General features: G+C 37.9%; 22 protein-coding genes. All 22 read right to left on the bottom strand.

What is annotated here, in order from left to right; translation table 11 throughout:
- Window positions 1–108: 108 nt before the first annotated feature.
- Complete coding sequence (gene frr / locus AAGS61_RS01170) at window positions 109–666, bottom strand: ribosome recycling factor (RefSeq protein WP_391366459.1); 558 nt, start codon at window positions 664–666, stop codon at window positions 109–111.
- On the bottom strand, window positions 666–1,391 hold the full coding sequence (gene pyrH / locus AAGS61_RS01165; protein ID WP_391366457.1) for a UMP kinase: 726 nt from the start codon (window positions 1,389–1,391) through the stop codon (window positions 666–668). Before pyrH ends, frr begins: the two co-directional genes overlap by 1 nt.
- Before the next feature lie 141 nt (window positions 1,392–1,532).
- Complete coding sequence (gene tsf / locus AAGS61_RS01160) at window positions 1,533–2,414, bottom strand: translation elongation factor Ts (protein WP_391366455.1); 882 nt, start codon at window positions 2,412–2,414, stop codon at window positions 1,533–1,535.
- Window positions 2,415–2,536: 122 nt separating this feature from the next.
- Window positions 2,537–3,262: a 30S ribosomal protein S2 gene (rpsB, locus tag AAGS61_RS01155; protein WP_391366453.1), complete on the bottom strand. Its 726-nt coding sequence runs from the start codon at window positions 3,260–3,262 to the stop codon at window positions 2,537–2,539.
- Between the two features lie 182 nt (window positions 3,263–3,444).
- The gene (locus AAGS61_RS01150; RefSeq protein WP_391366451.1) at window positions 3,445–4,077 is read right to left on the bottom strand and encodes a DUF6115 domain-containing protein; all 633 of its coding nucleotides are present in this window, start codon (window positions 4,075–4,077) and stop codon (window positions 3,445–3,447) included.
- 8 nt (window positions 4,078–4,085) lie between these two features.
- Complete coding sequence (locus AAGS61_RS01145; protein ID WP_391366450.1) at window positions 4,086–4,394, bottom strand: RNA polymerase subunit sigma; 309 nt, start codon at window positions 4,392–4,394, stop codon at window positions 4,086–4,088.
- Window positions 4,395–4,405: 11 nt separating this feature from the next.
- Window positions 4,406–5,176, bottom strand: a complete 771-nt coding sequence (locus tag AAGS61_RS01140) for a FliA/WhiG family RNA polymerase sigma factor (RefSeq protein WP_391366448.1) — start codon at window positions 5,174–5,176, stop codon at window positions 4,406–4,408.
- Window positions 5,177–5,411: 235 nt separating this feature from the next.
- On the bottom strand, window positions 5,412–5,789 hold the full coding sequence (locus AAGS61_RS01135; protein WP_391366447.1) for a hypothetical protein: 378 nt from the start codon (window positions 5,787–5,789) through the stop codon (window positions 5,412–5,414).
- Complete coding sequence (locus AAGS61_RS01130) at window positions 5,786–6,283, bottom strand: chemotaxis protein CheD (RefSeq protein WP_391366445.1); 498 nt, start codon at window positions 6,281–6,283, stop codon at window positions 5,786–5,788. Before AAGS61_RS01130 ends, AAGS61_RS01135 begins: the two co-directional genes overlap by 4 nt.
- 2 nt (window positions 6,284–6,285) lie before the next feature.
- The gene (locus tag AAGS61_RS01125) at window positions 6,286–6,918 is read right to left on the bottom strand and encodes a chemotaxis protein CheC (RefSeq protein ID WP_391366444.1); all 633 of its coding nucleotides are present in this window, start codon (window positions 6,916–6,918) and stop codon (window positions 6,286–6,288) included.
- Between the two features lie 74 nt (window positions 6,919–6,992).
- Window positions 6,993–7,439 (bottom strand): chemotaxis protein CheW, encoded by a 447-nt coding sequence (locus tag AAGS61_RS01120; RefSeq protein WP_391366442.1) that lies wholly within the window; start codon window positions 7,437–7,439, stop codon window positions 6,993–6,995.
- Window positions 7,440–7,465: 26 nt separating this feature from the next.
- Window positions 7,466–9,529: a chemotaxis protein CheW gene (locus AAGS61_RS01115; RefSeq protein ID WP_391366440.1), complete on the bottom strand. Its 2,064-nt coding sequence runs from the start codon at window positions 9,527–9,529 to the stop codon at window positions 7,466–7,468.
- Between the two features lie 14 nt (window positions 9,530–9,543).
- Window positions 9,544–10,698, bottom strand: coding sequence for a protein-glutamate methylesterase/protein-glutamine glutaminase (locus tag AAGS61_RS01110; protein ID WP_391366438.1), 1,155 nt, complete (start codon window positions 10,696–10,698; stop codon window positions 9,544–9,546).
- Complete coding sequence (locus AAGS61_RS01105; RefSeq protein WP_391366436.1) at window positions 10,699–11,571, bottom strand: MinD/ParA family protein; 873 nt, start codon at window positions 11,569–11,571, stop codon at window positions 10,699–10,701. It lies immediately after the preceding gene.
- Window positions 11,568–12,728: a flagellar biosynthesis protein FlhF gene (gene flhF / locus AAGS61_RS01100; RefSeq protein ID WP_391366435.1), complete on the bottom strand. Its 1,161-nt coding sequence runs from the start codon at window positions 12,726–12,728 to the stop codon at window positions 11,568–11,570. Before flhF ends, AAGS61_RS01105 begins: the two co-directional genes overlap by 4 nt.
- The gene (flhA, locus tag AAGS61_RS01095) at window positions 12,725–14,758 is read right to left on the bottom strand and encodes a flagellar biosynthesis protein FlhA (protein WP_391366434.1); all 2,034 of its coding nucleotides are present in this window, start codon (window positions 14,756–14,758) and stop codon (window positions 12,725–12,727) included. The genes flhF and flhA overlap by 4 nt, the downstream gene beginning before the upstream one ends.
- A 26-nt stretch (window positions 14,759–14,784) precedes the next feature.
- Window positions 14,785–15,873, bottom strand: a complete 1,089-nt coding sequence (flhB, locus tag AAGS61_RS01090) for a flagellar biosynthesis protein FlhB (RefSeq protein ID WP_391366433.1) — start codon at window positions 15,871–15,873, stop codon at window positions 14,785–14,787.
- A 2-nt stretch (window positions 15,874–15,875) separates the two neighbouring features.
- Complete coding sequence (gene fliR, locus AAGS61_RS01085; protein ID WP_391366432.1) at window positions 15,876–16,652, bottom strand: flagellar biosynthetic protein FliR; 777 nt, start codon at window positions 16,650–16,652, stop codon at window positions 15,876–15,878.
- 5 nt (window positions 16,653–16,657) lie between these two features.
- Window positions 16,658–16,927, bottom strand: a complete 270-nt coding sequence (fliQ, locus tag AAGS61_RS01080) for a flagellar biosynthesis protein FliQ (protein WP_391366431.1) — start codon at window positions 16,925–16,927, stop codon at window positions 16,658–16,660.
- A 13-nt stretch (window positions 16,928–16,940) separates the two neighbouring features.
- The gene (fliP, locus tag AAGS61_RS01075; protein WP_391366430.1) at window positions 16,941–17,609 is read right to left on the bottom strand and encodes a flagellar type III secretion system pore protein FliP; all 669 of its coding nucleotides are present in this window, start codon (window positions 17,607–17,609) and stop codon (window positions 16,941–16,943) included.
- The gene (locus AAGS61_RS01070) at window positions 17,606–18,208 is read right to left on the bottom strand and encodes a flagellar biosynthetic protein FliO (RefSeq protein ID WP_391366429.1); all 603 of its coding nucleotides are present in this window, start codon (window positions 18,206–18,208) and stop codon (window positions 17,606–17,608) included. Before AAGS61_RS01070 ends, fliP begins: the two co-directional genes overlap by 4 nt.
- 55 nt (window positions 18,209–18,263) lie before the next feature.
- On the bottom strand, window positions 18,264–18,626 hold the full coding sequence (locus AAGS61_RS01065) for a response regulator (protein WP_391366428.1): 363 nt from the start codon (window positions 18,624–18,626) through the stop codon (window positions 18,264–18,266).
- Window positions 18,627–18,638 lie beyond the last annotated feature (12 nt).

Below are 18,638 nucleotides of genomic sequence, written 5' to 3'. Positions count from 1 at the left end.
CTTTTTATGTATATGTTTCAACTTCATCTTTTTTGCGTAAAAGATAGAAAAGACGTCCTGAGTTTAGGACGTCTTAATCCACATTTAGTTCGCTTTCAATTCAATATTTTAAATTGATAAAATTTCTTGCTCTTTTTCTTTTGCTGCGTCGTCCACTTTTGCAATGAACTCGTCCGTTAGCTTTTGTACATCTTCACCGTAGCTACGTAACTCGTCCTCTGTAATTTCACTAGTTTTCTCTAGTTTCTTTAAATCATCGTTGGCGTCACGACGTACGTTACGAACAGCCACTTTCGCTTCCTCAGCTTCTTTTTTCACGACTTTAACAAGTTCTTTACGACGTTCTTCTGTTAAAGCTGGAATCATTAAACGAATCACATTACCATCATTTGTCGGTGTAATACCGATATCTGATTTCATAATCGCTTTTTCGATTTCGCCTAAAATAGATTTATCATAAGGTGTAATCACTAATAGACGCGCTTCAGGTATAGATACCCCTGCAAGTTGGTTAATAGGTGTTGGTGCCCCGTAATAATCAACTGTAATACGGTCTAAAAGGGCCGCATTTGCACGACCAGCACGAATAGATGCTAATTCACGACTGAAAGCAGCAAGCGATTTCGTCATTCTTTCTTTTGCTTGATCTAAAACTTGTTTCGCCATTACGAATTCCTCCTAACAACAGTTCCAATTTTTTCGCCCATCACTGCGCGTTTAATATTACCTTTTTCCATAATTGAGAATACAACTAATGGAATATCATTGTCCATACATAAAGTGGAAGCAGTTGAATCCATTACTTGCAACCCTTGTTGAATAACGTCTAAATAAGTGAGTGTGTCGTACTTCACTGCAGAAGTATCTACTTTTGGATCTGCTGAGTATACACCGTCTACATTATTTTTCGCCATTAAAATGGCATCTGCGTTAATTTCTGCAGCGCGTAATGCAGCCGTTGTATCTGTTGAGAAGAATGGGTTACCTGTTCCCGCGGCAAAAATAACAACACGCTTTTTCTCCAGGTGACGTACTGCTTTACGACGAATATAAGGCTCGGCCACTTGCGTCATCACGATTGATGATTGTACACGTGTTTCGATGTCTAATTTTTCTAGCGCATCTTGTAGTGCTAAAGAGTTCATAACCGTTGCAAGCATTCCCATATAGTCAGCTGAGGCACGTTCCATCCCCATTTCGCTACCAACTTTACCGCGCCAAATATTACCGCCGCCTACAACAACAGCAACTTCCACGCCTAGCTCTACAACTTCTTTTACTTCTTCAGCAACAGATTTAATAATGTCAGGCGATAAACCAAAACCTGCATCCCCAGCTAATGCTTCGCCACTTAGTTTAATTACTACTCGTTTGTATTGTGCCACACTCATAGTAAACCTCCGTTACTCATTAATTTAAAAGGAAATAGCTGACTATTTCATTGTATTTTTCTTTTATTTGCTTGAAAAATAGGGAACACGAAAGATGTGTTCCCTACTCGTAAACACACAGATGTGTGTACAGTATTTAAATTAGTTACCTTTAACTTGGCTCATTACTTCTTCAGCGAAGTTATCTTCACGTTTCTCGATACCTTCACCTACTGCGTAACGAGTGAAACCATCTACTGTACCACCAGTAGATTTTACGAAGTCACGTACTTTTTGGTCTGAGTTTTTAACGAAAGTTTGGTCAAGTAAACAAACGTCTTCGAAATATTTACCAAGACGACCTTCAACCATTTTCGCCACGATGTTTTCTGGCTTACCTTCGTTTAAAGCTTGCTCAGTTAATACTTTACGCTCGCGCTCTACTTCTTCAGCAGATACTTCATCACGAGATACGTAAGTTGGGTTGATTGCAGCGATGTGCATTGCAACGTCTTTCGCAGCATCTGTGTCTGTAGTACCGTTTAATTGAACTAATACGCCGATTCTACCGCCCATGTGTAAGTAAGCACCGAAAGCATCCGCATCTGTTTTTGTTTTGATTTCAAAACGACGAAGCGTGATTTTTTCACCGATTGTCGCGATAGCTGTAGAAATTTGATCAGCGATTTTTACGCCGTCTTTTTCTAATTCTAAAGCAGCTTCTACAGATGCTGGTTTAGCAGCTAATAATTGCTCAGCTAAAGAAGCAACTAAAACTTGGAATTTATCGTTTTTCGCAACGAAATCCGTTTCAGCATTTACTTCTAAAATAATCGCTTCGTTACCTTGTTCTAAAATGTAAGTTGTACCTTCAGCAGCGATACGATCCGCTTTCTTACCAGCAGCAGCTAAGCCTTTTTCACGTAAGAAATCGATAGCAGCTTCTAAGTTACCCTCAGTTTGTACTAACGCTTTCTTACAGTCCATCATACCTGCGCCAGTTTTTTCGCGTAGTTCTTTTACTAATTGTGCAGTAATTGCCATTTGAGTTTCCTCCTTGAGTTTTGAAAATCATATATTTAGGAGCATTGTGCTCTAAATCTCACACCTTAAAAAAAGGTGATAAGAGGGATCATCCACTTATCACCATTTGTGTACGGGTAAAATTACTCAGCTGCTACTACTTCTTCTACAGCTGGAGCGTCTGATTCACCTTGTTTAGCTTCTAATAATGCATCAGCCATTTTCGCAGTTAATAATTTAACAGCACGGATAGCATCATCGTTTGCTGGGATTACGTAATCGATTTCATCTGGATCACAGTTTGTATCAACAATACCAACGATCGGGATGTTTAATTTACGAGCTTCAGCAACAGCGATACGCTCTTTACGTGGGTCAACTACGAACATTACGTCTGGAATACCAGCCATGTCACGAATACCACCTAAGAATTTCACTAAACGCTCGTGCTCTTTTTTAAGTTGAATAACTTCTTTTTTAGGAAGAACTGCAAAAGTTCCATCTTCTTCCATTTTTTCGATTTGTTTCATACGTGCAACACGTTTTTGAATTGTACCGAAGTTTGTTAAAGTACCACCTAACCAACGTTGGTTGATGTAGTAGTTACCTGAACGTTCTGCTTCTTCTTTAATAGCTTCTTGAGCTTGTTTTTTCGTACCAACGAAAAGAACTTTACCACCATCTTGGCCAACTTGGCGCATGAAGTCGTAAGCTTCTTCTAATTTCTTAACTGTTTTTTGTAAATCGATAATGTAGATACCGTTACGCTCAACGAAGATATATTTCTTCATTTTTGGGTTCCAACGGCGAGTTTGGTGACCGAAATGTACACCAGCTTCAAGTAATTGTTTCATTGAAATTACTGACATGAGTGTTTCCTCCTAGTATGTTTGGTTTTTTTCCTCCGCATTTTTCATCTATAACAAGCAACCCATGCGCACATGAGCACCACTTACTACATCGAAATGCGTGTGTAATGTTAACACCGTTAGATAATATATCATATACCCCTGTCAAGTGCAACTATTTTACATATAGTTTTTAACAGGCGCTATGCATGAAACTTAATTAATAGCTCAATCTCCGTTTTTCCTTTTTGTGTTTCTTTTGCAATTTCTTCAATCGATTTCCCTGCTACGTACATCTGGACGATTTGTTGCTCAAGGGAGGTTACGTGGGCAACTGGGGCTTGATCGACTGCTGGTGGTACTTCCTGTTGTTGACTAGCCTTTGTCGTAACAGGCACTGCTTCACTATGTAGTTGCTTTTTTTGTTTATTATAAGCATTTGTCGCAAAAGGAAGAGGAATCACCTGTTTTAGTTGTGTCATCTGTACTTTTTGCTCGCTTATTTGCTCATCTGGTGTCAATAAAGGGGGTATTCCATCTACCTTTACGGCTTCCTGTATGTGCTTCATTTTTTCTTGAGGTTGTTGCGTCATATACTCAATGTCATCTTTTACAGTATGTCCCTGCTTTACCGTCTTCAATTCCTGAATGAGACGATCATTTTCTTCTTTCATTTCCATTAAGTACACACCGATTGCATCATCCATTTCACGAATGATTTTCTCTTGTCGCGCTTCTAAATCTTTAAATTTCGCCAACTTGCTATTTAATAGCACGATGAAGAAAAAGCTAAGAAGCTGACCAATAAATAATACAATTAAGATAATTGAAACCATGATGTCTCCTATCCACTAAAATCTATAAAGTTCCCCTTAAATGGGTGTTGCGCTTTAGGTGCTTCTGGTACTTTCTTTTTCTTTTTTGCCAACATAGATGGATTTTCCGCGTCTCCTTGACGCTCTTCCTCATCTGTAATCGCATCTGTACTGTCCGTCTCATTAACCGTCGTTTGCTTACGATCAAGCTCTTTTTTTAATGCTTCGTTTGCATGTATTTGTTGGTTAATAGTGTTTTGTTGATGTTGCTCTACCATTTTCCCTGCATCAAATGTTTTGGGAATCGCAATTTGTAATTCTACCCCTTTTAAACTCATGCCTACCCCTCCTAGACATTCATCATTTCAGCAGATAAAAGCTTACGCAATTTAAATAATGCTTTCGAATGGATTTGAGAAATACGTGAGGTCGACAAATTGAGCATTTCACCGATTTCTGTTAATGTCATTTCCTCCGTATAAAAAAGGCTTAATACAAGCTTTTCCTTTTCATTTAAGTGTTGAATATTTGCCGCTAAATCTGCTAACAACTCTGCACGAATCACTTCTTGTTCTGGCGTTCTCGTATGATCATCCCGAATGACAAACGCTTTTCCTTCCAGTTCCTCATTATCTTGCTGTTGCTCATGAATCGATAGTACATTGGAAAAGAAATGTTCCTGGACGATTTGATAGACTTCTTGTACAGATAAATTCATATGTTCAGCTAATTCCTCAGGTGTCGCATGGCGCATAAGCTTTTGCTCTAAATATTCTACCTGCGTCTCTAACTTTTTTGCCTTTTCTCGTGCAGATCGTGGTAGCCAATCTTCTTTGCGAAGTCCGTCAATAATCGCGCCGCGCACACGGAAAGAAGCATATGTATCAAACTTTAAATCTCGATTTATATCAAATTTATTTAATGCATCAAATAGTCCCATCATGCCGAGACTCACTAAATCATCCCGTGATACATTTTTCGGTAATCCAGCACCGATACGCTGTACATGGTAGGAAACAAGAGGCTTATACTTTTTGATGAGTAAATCTCCTGCTTGTGGATCTCGATTGTTAATCCAGCTATTCCAAAGTTTTTGTTCATCATTACTTGGTTGCGTCATTCGTATCCACCTCTCTACAAAACAAGACTTCTACTAGACATTATATCAAATTTGGCGTTATTTTACACACGCTTCCTAAGCACTAAATCTAGTCCCATTAGCTCAAAAAAATCTTTTTTTGACAATATAAAGACACAATTTCAGCTAAAAACTATGTGTATATTGACGGATGACTATCCTCTAGCAACTAAAAAAAGAGCCGATTTCTCGACTCTTTCACTAATGTATTCATGGTTTATAAACGTCCAAGCATTGATTGGTCATCTTTATGCATCATTGTGCGTACAACTTTTGCAATTTCTTCTGTATTGTCTTCTTCAAATTCAACCGTTGACGATTGTTCCCTTAAAGGGACTTGAACGTCTTCGGTCATGTTTTGTTGTGCATCCACTTCTTTCGCTTCCTGTAGCGCCACCTCTTGCGGTGTAAATAACACATACCCTAAAAACAGTCGCACGAGAAAAGTACAGACAAACACAATCAATGCAGCAATGAAGGAACTAATTAGTATACTTACTGGTAGTGCATAGGGCTCCTGTAGTGCAATGAAAAAATACACAGTAAACCCTAATAATGCCGCCCAGCAATTGTATAAAATGGAGCCGTACATCATATTTCACTCACTCCTTGATTCACTGTGCGAATATTCAACTTACATGTGATCGGGTTAAACTCAATCGTCCGTCCACTATTACCACCTGTGTCTTCTGCTACTAACGGAATGCTATTTTTCCGTAGCTGTTCTTTCACTGCTTCCACATTACGTGGTCCAATCCGCATGGAGTCTTTATGCGATGTGAATTGAAACATCTGTGCACCACCTGCAATTTTGGCTTTTAACCTAAACGGCTGCACACCTTCAGCTTTTAATAAATCAATGAGGGCAACGATCCCTGTATCGGCAAATTTCGCTATATTGATTGCATCTGAACGACCTAAACTCGAATCTGGCAACATGATATGAATTAAACCTGCAATTTTTTTGGATTCATCATACAAAACAACCCCTACACACGAGCCTAATCCTGATGTGCGAATCGTATCAGGCGTTTTTACTACATCCATTTGAGCAATTCCTACTTTAATAACCTGGCCTGTATTTAACATCGTTACGCCACTCCAAGTGCTTTAAAAATAGCCTGAAATGAATCGGGATTTGGTAACAGGAAGAAATGCCCTCGCACAGATTCGTTGTCTTGCAATTCGTCATCAATAATAGACGTATTGATCACAATGACGTGGTCACTTACATGGGATAGCTCAATTAACCCGATACTAATAATCGCACCAAACATATCAACACTTAAACCTGGTACAGTTGGATATATTTTCAATCCCGTAAAATCTGATAAAGCAGATAAATACGAACCTGATAAAATATTTCCCATCTCTTGCATTGCCGATAACCCTAGCTCTGGTACAGGCGGATTAGCAAAATCAAATGTCTCATCGTGAATCAGTCCACGAATAAAACGGTTTGCTTGTTCGATGGGTAAGACAAAAAACATACTGCCTTCCACATCCCCTTCAATCCGAAGAAAAATACCCACGATGACATTTTCAGATCCACCTACGAGCTCCATCATATCGCTAAACGACACCATTTCAACTTTTGGTACATGCATATCAATCTTTTTATTTAGTAAATCTGATAAAGCCGTTGCCGCATGCGCTGCACCTATATTACCTATTTCTTTTAACACATCTAAATGTAATGAAGTAATTTTTTGATCAAAGTTCATATACATCCCTACTTTAGTCCATTCTATCGATGCCCATGCCAGCTAGACATGAGCATCCTTAGAATGTTGATTATTTATGATAATGGATTTAGTACTTTATCTAAGTGCAGTAAAATTAATAATCGTTTATCTAACTTTGCAACACCTGAAATAAATTCTTCTTCTGAAGAACCGACTACTTCTGGTTGTTGCTCAATTGTAGAAGATTGAATATCTAACACGTCATTAGCAGAATCTACTACAAAGCCAACTTCCATATCTTCTAGTTGAATAATAATGATACGTACGTTTTCTTCATTTTCAGAAGCTAGTAACCCAAAACGTTCACGCAAATCAATAATCGGTGTAACAACCCCACGAAGATTAATTACGCCTTTGACATAACGTGGTGTTTTTGGGACGCGTGTAATATGCATTAATTTTTCAATACCACGCACATACGATACAGGAATTGCGTATTCTTTATCTGCTAATTGAAAGACAATTACTTTAATGTAAGCTTGCTCAACAGCATTTGTCATATTTTACACCTCTTTATTCATCCTATTTACATTAGCGCATTACAGTCTACGATTAACGCTACTTTACCATTACCTAAAATTGTTGCACCTGAAATCGCAAAGATATTTGTTAAGTAGTTTCCTAATGATTTCAGTACAATTTCTTGTTGACCGATGAATGAATCTACAACTAAACCAGCTAATTTCTCGCCTTTACGAACGATAACTACGGAATGGAACTCATCTTCTTGTGACTCTTTACGCGGTACTTCGAATACTTCTTCTAAGAACACTAACGGCACTACTTTCCCGCGGAAATCTATCACCTTTTGATTGTGCGCATTTAAAATATCCGAGTTACGGATAATCGACGTTTCAATAATAGATGATAGTGGAATTGCATAAATTTCTTTTTCAATTTCAACTAACATGACTGAAATAATCGATAATGTTAACGGTAGCTGCACCGAGAATACAGACCCTACATTGGGTGTAGATTCAATTGAAATATTCCCACCTAAAGATTCAATTGTTGTTTTTACAACATCAAGCCCAACACCGCGACCCGATACATCAGAAATGACATCTGCTGTTGAGAAGCCTGATGCTAAAATTAACTCATTAATTTGCTTGTCCGATAAAGAGCTTGCTACTTCTGGTGACACAACGCCCTTTGAAATTGCTTTTGCCAATACTTTTTCACGGTTGATTCCTGCGCCATCGTCTTCAATTTCAATAAACACATAGTTTCCACTATGGTATGCTCGAAGCTGTACAGTTCCTTCTTCTGGCTTTCCTTTTTGGCGACGTACTTCTGGACTTTCAATTCCATGATCAAGCGAGTTGCGAATTAAATGAACAAGTGGATCACCAATCTCGTCAATTACAGTACGGTCCAGTTCTGTTTCAGCACCAATAATTTCAAGATTGATCTTCTTGTTTAAATCACGTGATAATTGACGCACCATTTTCGGGAAACGATTGAATACCGTTTCTACTGGAACCATACGCATCGTAAGAATGATGTTCTGTAAATCACCCATCGTACGACTCATACGTTCTACTGTTTCACTTAATTCACCGTGATTGACTTCTGAAGCAATGGATAATAAACGTCCGCGATCAATAACTAACTCTTCAAATAGATTCATTAATACGTCTAAACGTTCAATGTTGACACGAATCGTTTTACTTGTCGTTGGTGCATGTGATTTATTATTCGTCGCAGCTGACTTTTTCTCAGTAGATTTTTCTTCTACGGGCTGCGTTACTACTTGTGTTGCAGCCACTTCCTGCACTTGTTCTTGAGGAATTTCCTCGCCCTTTACTTCTTTAAATAAAGATCTATCAATTGATGTTACTTCTACCGTTTCTACTTCTGACACTTTCAGTAGTTTCTTTTGTAAATCTTCTGCTGCTTCTTTTGTAATATAAGCAACATAGAACAAGCTATCAAACTGTTCTTCTTCTAATTTATCTACGGTTGGTGAAGATTTAATGACATCACCGTTTTTCTCTAAAATCTCAAACACCATAAACACACGTGCTGCTTTTAATAAACAATCTTCTCGTAACGACACGGCAATTTCATACGTATTAAACCCTTGCTCTACGGATTGTTGTAAAATGGTTTTTTCAAAATCATCGTATGTTAAATTTAACTGCGCTGTACTAGTTGTTGCCGCTTGCTCATTTAAAGCTGTAGAAATCATGGCTACTTCATTTGGCTGTTCACCTAATTCAATCCGTTTTAACATTTCTACCGTTGCTTGAACATCACGCTTTCCGTCTCCACCGCTAGCAATGTCTTGTACCATTTCTTCTAGGTGATCGACCGATTCAAATACAACGTCTAAAATTTCTGGCGTGACTTTGATTTTTTCATTCCGAATGGCGTCTAGGACATTTTCCATCTTATGTGTTAAATCTGCTAAATCTTCAAAGCCCATTGTTGCAGACATACCTTTTAATGTGTGAGCAGAACGGAAAATTTCACCTACAATAGCCAAATCTTCTGGATTTTTTTCAAGTTCTAGTAAATGTTCACTACAAGCTTGTAAATGTTCTTTACTTTCATCTATAAACATCTCTAAATATTGGTTTACTTCCATCAGAGGACACCCCTTTAAAGCATATATTTCATAATACTTTGTGCAATATCATCAACATCGACTATTTCATCTACAAGCTGCGTTTCCACCGCAGCTTTTGGCATGCCATATACGATACATGTATCAGCTGACTCTGCAATAGCGATGACGTTACCAGTTTGCTTTAATGCGACTAAGCCTTTTGAACCATCATGCCCCATACCAGTCATAATGACAGCAATCTTATCAAAATCGCTATATTTACTTACATCTTCAAACATTACGTCTACAGATGGGCGATGACCAGAGCGTGGCGGTTCGGTTTGATCGAGAACGATACCAAATGCCATCCCTACTTTACGTATTTTTAGGTGATAGCCTCCAGGTGCAATATAGGCTACCCCATTTTGCAGAATATCTCCTTGTTCAGCCTCTTTTACTTGAATTTGGCTTAGTTGATTCAGTCGATTCGCTAACGACTTTGTAAAGCCCGCAGGCATATGCTGAACAATCAAAATAGGTGCTTGAATATTGGCTGGAATTTTTGTAATGACTTCTTGTAGCGCACGCGGACCACCCGTTGATGTACCAATTAGCACTACTTTTTTTGATGTTTTACTCCATTCTGGCTTTGCCGGCCAAGTAACCATTTTAGTTAATGTCGATTGCTTACTAAATAGCGGCTTCTTTGTTCCCATTGATACTGGAGTTTGCATTGTTTCGTGTATTTTCATTTTTTCTATGCGCTTTGTACCAATTGCTTTTTTTAAATTAGCGACTGATACTTGTGCTGCTTGCTCTACTTTGCGCACCAAATCGACTTGGATTTTATGTAAATCAAGAGATATTGTACCACTTGGTTTGGTAACAAAATCAACAGCACCATTTTCCATAGCAATTAATGTGTTTTCTGTTCCGCGGTCTGTTGTACTAGAAAGCATAACAACTGGGACGGGACAAATTGTCATAATTTCTTTTAATGCATCTAGACCATTCATCTCAGGCATTTCAACATCCATTGTTACGACATTTGGCTGTAATTGTTGAATTTTTTTTATAGCATCTTTCCCGTTACGAGCTGTCCCGACAACTTCTACTTTCGGATTTCCGACAAAAAAGTCGCTAATTAGCTTTCTCATAAAAGCAGAGTCATCAACAACTAATAGCTTGCTTTTGTTTGAGAAGTCCAATTAATCACGTCCTTTCGAAAATATGCTTTTTAGCTTGGATAAAAATTTGTTCGATTCTGGTTGTCCATGTACCTCTTCCACACGATGATGCATAAATTTACTAACAATCAATTTCATTGTTTTCGAAATCGGTGCATCTGGATAAGCTAGCGTAAAAGGAATTTGCTCTCTTACTGCTTTTCGAACGACCGGGTCCTCTGGTAAAGACCCGAGAGCCGTTACTTCTTTTGAAAGAAACTTTTGCATTGCACCAGACAAGCGATTTAGCGTATCTCGCCCTTCTTCTCGTGTAAAAGATCGGTTACATAAAATATAAAATTGCTTTTGACTATCTTTTATATGAATATACTTCATCATGGAATAGGCATCCATAATCGCTGTTGGTTCAGCCGTTGAAATGACAATAACTTCATCAATTGATGTTAATAAATCTAGTGACCAACTCGTAGCGCCTGCACCCATATCAAATAAAATATAATCAAAAGATTTTTGAAGGTACTCAAAGGCTTCAACTAATCGGTTAAACATATCTTCTGACCATTCTAATATAGAGGACATTCCTGAACCGCCTGAAATATACTGTAGATTATTCGGTCCTTCAAATAGCACTTTTTCAATCGATACATCACCTTCAAGGTAGTCCTTCAAATTCAATTGTACACTTTTTCCAATTAAAATGTGAATATTCCCCATACCGATATCCATATCTACAATGACTACTTTTTTTCCTTCTTTTGCAAGTAATGTGGCGAAGTTCATGGAAAAATTACTTTTTCCTACGCCCCCTTTACCACTTACAACCGCGATGGATCGCCCTAAAGCACCTTCACTCTCAAGCATTTTCAATCTTAATTTCTCAGCTTGATCCCTCATTCAAATTCTCCTTGAAAGAACAGTTCAAATAATTTTTCTAGGTCTGGTTGCTCAATATCTTCCGGTACTTCTTGACCATTCGTATAGTAAGCAAGTCCCTTTTTATATTTAATCATTAAATTGAACATAGTGCCAATAGAATTTGTTTCATCCATCTTTGTAAAAATAAATTTATTAATTGGTATTTGTTCAAACTGCTCCACAATGGCTTCAACATCACGCTCTTTAGCCGTTAAGGACACAACTAAAAAGGACTCTGATCGATCGCTAAAATCAATTAATGTTTGTAAATCGTTCACATACTTTGCTTCTTTATAATTTCGCCCAGCTGTATCAATAAAGATTAAATCAAGATAATCCAATTTTTTGATTGCATTTTTATAATCTTCACGGCTATATACAATTTCCACTGGTGCCTGTAATAAACCCGCATATATTTTTAATTGCTCAATAGCAGCGATACGATATGTATCCGTTGTAATAAAACCAATCTTTTTCTTTTTTTCTAATACGGACCGAGCTGCCATTTTTGCAATGGTTGTTGTTTTCCCTACACCAGTCGGTCCTAGCACATTAATATATTTTTTGTCATATGTTAATCCACCAATTTCAACATGTAACAGCTGTTGACGTAAGTAATTCTCTACAAACTCTCGCATCTCATGAAAAGAAATTGCATGATCGCTATTTTTAAAATGCTTAAAGAGCTCATCACCGATAGCTGTGATGAGCTCTATGCTTAGCTCTTGACTTTTCAAATAATCAATGAAAGGTAAGAGTTCATCTGGGTATTGAGATTGAATCGATTGTCGTTGTACAGATTGCATAATGGACTTTAAATCTGCAATTTCTTTCTTTAATTCCTCATTAACGAATGACTCATCTTTTCGTTGTTCATTAGGAGCTACTCGTATAACCTCTTCTTGTTGAACTGTAGCTGAAATTGAAGGTAGCTCAGGTAGCGGTGGAACAAGTGATTTTTTCTCCACTCGATCTACCCCTGCTACTACTTCAAAACTTCTTTTCTTCACTAAGCCTAAAAACTTCTTTGTGACAACTACTTTTGAATTTAAAATGACTGCGTCTTCTCCTAAATCAGCACGAATAAGTTTCATTGCCTCAGCAATAGAAGGCGCATTGTATTTTTTCATTTTCATTCTACGTTTACCACCCCGACACTTTGAATTTCAACGGCTGCATCTAACTCATTGTACGATAAAATTGGAACTTGCGGGAAATAACGTTCTGTCAGTTGTCTCAAATACATTCGTACACCTGGTGAGCATAAAATTAATGGTGATTGCTCCATAAAGGACACACGCTCTACTTCTTTTGCAATGGCTTCTAACACGAATTGAGATTCTTGCGGATCCATCGCTAAATAATTGCCATGATCCGTTTGTTGAATGCTATCTGCAACCATTTTCTCGACCTTGCCAGACACTGTAATGACTTTTAACGCAGGTTGCACACCGACAAACTGCGACGTAATTTGACGGGCTAATGCTTGACGCACATATTCTGTCAAAATATCTGTATCACTTGTTAGCTTTGCATAGTCTGCAAGCGTTTCAAAAATAATTGGTAAATTTCGAATCGATACATTTTCACGCAGTAGTTTTGCTAGCACTTTTTGAATTTCACCAATTGACAGCGGTGTAGGTGTTAATTCATCCACTAAAATAGCATGTGTTTCTCGTAAATGATCGATGAGCTGTTTCGTTTCTTGTCGACCTAGCAATTCATGCGCGTTTCCACGAATCATCTCGGTTAAATGTGTGGAAACAACACTTGGTGGATCTACTACCGTATAACCAAACATTTCAGCATCTTCTTTTACTTGCTCTGTAATCCACTTTGCCGGCAACCCAAATGAAGGCTCAATCGTATCAATCCCATCAATAGAATTATCGTCGCCAGGGCTCATGGCTAAATAGTGGTCAAGTAATAATTCGCCTCTTGCCATTTCATTTCCTTTAATTTTAATACGATATTCATTCGGCTGTAGTTGAATATTGTCACGAATACGTACAACAGGAATAACAATCCCTAATTCTAGCGCAAGTTGTCGACGAATCATGACAACGCGGTCAAGTAAGTCACCGCCCTGCGCTGCATCTACTAACGGAATGAGACCGTAACCAAATTCAAATTCAATCGGGTCAACACTTAATAAATTCACAACATTTTCAGGGCTTTTCATCGTATCGGCTGCAACCTCTTGTTCCATTTCCAATATTTCTTCCGGATCTTCTTCTTTCTCACGGTCCATTAAGAACGCACCGATTGCAAGCGCTGCAGCAATTGGCAATGTAATCCAAGCCGGAATAGGGGTGAACATCCCTAATAATAAAATTGTGGCGCCTGCTACATAAAGTAGCTTTGACTGTGCAAATAATTGCTTTGTAATATCGACACCTAAATTTCCATCCGAAGCTGCACGCGTTACAACAATACCTGTAGCAGTGGAGATTAACAGCGCCGGAATTTGTGATACGAGACCGTCACCAACTGTTAATATTGAAAAGTGGTTTGCTGCATCGCCAAAACTCATCTCCATTTGCACAATACCAATAATCATCCCAACAAGTAAGTTGATAAATACCATAATAATAGATGCAATGGCATCCCCTTTTACGAATTTCGTCGCACCGTCCATGGCACCATAAAAGTCAGCCTCACCCGCTACTTTATCACGGCGTTCACGCGCTTCTTTTTCCGAGATCATACCGGCATTTAAATCGGCATCAATACTCATTTGTTTACCAGGCATCGCATCTAATGTGAAACGTGCTGCAACTTCAGCGACACGCTCAGAACCTTTTGTAATAACGATAAACTGGATAATAACTAATAATAAGAAGATCACAAGACCGACTAAAATATTACCACCCGTTACGAAACTACCAAATGTATGTACAACATCTCCCGCATCTCCTTGTGCTAAAATCGCACGTGTCGTTGAAACGGATAAAGCAAGTCGAAATAATGTCAATAGTAAGATCACGGTTGGGAAAATCGAGAAGTCTAATGCTTCTTTCATATTCATCGATGTTAATAGCACTAATAATGCTAATGTAATATTAATAATAATTAAGAAACTTAGTAACCACGTTGGTAGAGGGATGATGAGCATCGCTACGATTAAAATAACCGCACCTAAAACCCCTAAATCGCGAACTTGCATGGTTTTCCCTCCTAATGTTTCGTGTTTTAAATTTTACGTTTCATTCGGTAAACGTACGCTAAAATTTCTGCTACTGCTTTAAAAAATTCTTCAGGAACTTGCTCGCCAATCTCGACTTGGTCATACATTGCACGTGCTAGTGGCCTGTTTTCCACCATAATGACATCGTGTTCCTTGGCGATTAATTTAATTTTTTGTGCTACAAAATCGGTTCCCTTTGCTACTACACGTGGTGCATCCATACTATTTTCATCATATTTCAGCGCAATCGCATAGTGGGTTGGGTTCGTAATAACCACATCTGCATGAGGTACTTCTTGCATCATACGACGCATTGCCATCTCACGCTGACGTTGTTTAATTTTAGATTTAATTAATGGGTCACCCTCCGAATTTTTATGCTCATCTTTAATATCTTGCTTCGACATCTTTAAATTTTTCTCATATTCATAGCGCTCATACACATAATCCAAAATCGAGATTAATAACAGCATAATCGCTGCGGCCACGCCCATTAAACCCGATAAGTAAGCAACCGTCGTAAGCGATTCCCATGGACTTTTAAAAGCCAGCGCAAGCACTTCTTCAAGATAAATCCAAATAATCGCAAATGTTACTACCCCTAATAAAGTTACTTTCAATAAAGATTTGATTAAATTAATAATCGCCCGTACTGAAATGATTTTTTTTATCCCTTTAATAGGATCCATTTTTTTTAAATCAAACTTCAAAGTCTCTGTTGTAAAGAGGAATCCAAACTGCAAATAGTTTGCTCCAATACCTGCAACCATCGCAATAACCATAATCGGCAGCACAATCCACGCCATTTCCTGTATTGCATCTGCATACATTTCCATGACCGTTTCAATTGAAACCGTTTCAATTAGCATATCTCGATATAAGGCTTGCATTAAAAAGGAACGCATGCCTTGAAACATACTAGGCGCTATAAAAAATAAAAACAAAAATACAATCAATAACAAAATAGCCGCTGAAACATCTTGACTTTTTAATACCTGCCCTTTTTTTCGCGAATCCTGACGTTTTTTAGGTGTTGCTTTTTCTGTTTTTTCACCAGCGAAAAACTGTAAGTCTAACTGTATAATAAGCTTCATATTTACGAACCACCTAAAACAATCATTAAATTGCGCATGCCGATTATCGCCATTTCAATCACACGTTCCATTACCTCTACCATTACCCCCATCATAATAATGAGCAGGATAAAACCTACCGCAATTTTAATCGGGAAGCCGACAACGAAAATATTTAACTGTGGCACTGTTTTTCCTGTAATACCTAAAGCTAATGTAACTAAAAATAAGGTTGCAATTATTGGAGCCGACATTTGAAAAGCAACTGCAAACACCGCAACAAATAACTTCATAATGTATTCCACTGATTCAACATCTCCAAAACTCGGAAAAAACTGATCTAGTGGTAAAAATTGATAACTATAAAAAATGCCATCTAGCACTAAGTGATGGCCGTTAATTGCTAAAAATACGAGTAACAATAAGAAATTAAAAAACTGCCCCATGAGCGGACTTTGGGCCCCTGTTTGCGGGTCTACAATATTCGCCATTGCAAATCCCATCTGGAAATCAATAAACCCACCAGCTATTTGTACAGCCGAAAAAACAATATATACGACTAAACCAAGTGTTAAACCTACAATCGCCTCTTTAATAACAAGTAATATGTACTCCCCATTAATCGTAAAAGCCTCAATTGAAAACGTATAATACATCATCCACGATAAAACAAATGCAAGGACGATTTTCAATTGAGGGGGAATTGTTTTATAAGAAAATAGCGGAATCGATACAAAAAATGCAGCTACTCTCACAAAAATCAATAATAACACGGATATTTTTGGTACTAGTTCTACCATCTATATCACCCTATGTAACGTACTAAATTATTTAAAATGTCATGCACATAACTTGTGATTTGTGATAACATCCACGGACCGAAAAAGACGATCGCTACGAGTACGGCAACAATTTTAGGTACAAACGCTAATGTCTGTTCTTGGATTGACGTTGTCGCTTGAAAAATACTCACTGCTAAACCAGATACTAATGCTACCAACAGGAGCGGTCCTGAAGCAGCAAGGACGATAAAGATGGCGCGCTCTGCAATTGAAATGACCATTTCTTGTGTCATACTATATCATCCCCTAATAAAAACTCTGTAATAGCGATTTCATTACTAAATACCATCCATCCACAAGAACGAATAATAAAATTTTAAATGGCAATGAAATCATAACAGGTGGTAACATCATCATCCCCATTGCCATTAATGTAGACGCTACAATCATGTCAATCACTAAAAACGGAATGAAAATCATAAAGCCCATTTGAAAAGCGGTTTTTATTTCACTTAGCGCAAAGGCTGGAATTAACGTTGTTAGTGGAATAGCCTCAACGGATTCTGGTCGTTCTGCTTGATTGTATTCTAAAAACAACTCTAAATCTTTTTGTCTCGTATGCTTTGCCATAAATTCCTTAAATGGTAAAGAGGCTCGGTCATATGCTTCTTCTAGACCAATTTCCTCATCAAATAACGGCTGTAACGCTTGTTCATTCACTTGTTGAAAAGTTGGTGCCATAATAAAGAACGTTAAAAACAATGCAAGACCAATAATCACCTGATTCGGTGGCATTTGCTGTGTGGCAAGTGCTGTTCGTGTAAACGACAACACAATGACAATACGCGCAAATGAAGTCATCAAAATTAATATACTCGGTGCTAAAGAAAGAACTGTTAACAGAATTAACAGCTTTACCGATGTAGAGACATTGGTTGGATCGGTGTCAGAAAAGATCGATATGAAATCTGTCATTGCTTATCGTTCCCCTTTTCCTTCCATCTTTCCAATTCATCACTACGTTCTTTTTTGATTTCAGATAAACGCTTATCTAAAATACTATTGAATTCCTCTGTCTGAACTTTGGCAGAACGCTGTGGTTTGAATTTTGTAAAAAGCTCAGCAATATACGGAGCAGTAGATGTATTCGTATACTTTTCATTGTATAATGCTACAATTTGCTCAATCTCTTGCGGGTCAGTAATTGTTTGAAGTAATCGTACATCTTCGCCAACACCCACAACATAAATTTGATTGCCAATTTGCAACAATTGAACAGATTTTTGTGGTCCGACAGAATGCCCGCCAAGATTACGCACGATGCTGTTTTGCTGATAATTTTGATTACGTTTATTTAAAAAGCGTAAAACATAAATTAATAAACCTAGTACGAATACTAGTGATAGCAAAATTCTTATGTATTCCCATGCGCCCATACGAACAGACGCCGAATCACTGTTCTCTGTGTCGGCATCTGTTTCACCACTATCTACGCAAAGGCTTGGATTTTTTAAGCATTCATCACTCACCATTGCGTAGGAAGTAGCGGTTACATGGGTTAATGCTACAAACATAAGTAATACTACAAAAACCATCCTTACATAAAATGATTTCTTTACTTGCATGTTATTAACCTAAAGCTTTTTGAATTGCTTCAATAACGCGATCTGCTTGGAATGGTTTTACAATAAAGTCTTTAGCACCCGCTTGAATTGCATCGATAACCATTGCTTGTTGTCCCATTGCTGAACACATAATGACTACTGCATTTGGATCAGAGGCTTTAATGGCTTTTAACGCTGCGATGCCATCCATTTCAGGCATTGTAATATCCATTGTTACTAAATCTGGACGCACCTCATTATACTTCTCTACTGCTTGTGCACCATCTGCGGCTTCACCGACTACATCAAAGCCATTTTTCGTTAAAATATCTTTGATCATCATACGCATGAACGCTGCGTCGTCAACAATTAAAATCTTTTTAGACATAGTAAGATTCCT

This window comes from Lysinibacillus sp. KU-BSD001 (genome assembly GCF_042920265.1).
Lineage (GTDB): Bacteria > Bacillota > Bacilli > Bacillales_A > Planococcaceae > Lysinibacillus_B.
Note: the sequence above shows the minus strand (reverse complement) of the source record. Positions and strands in the feature narration are given on the sequence as shown.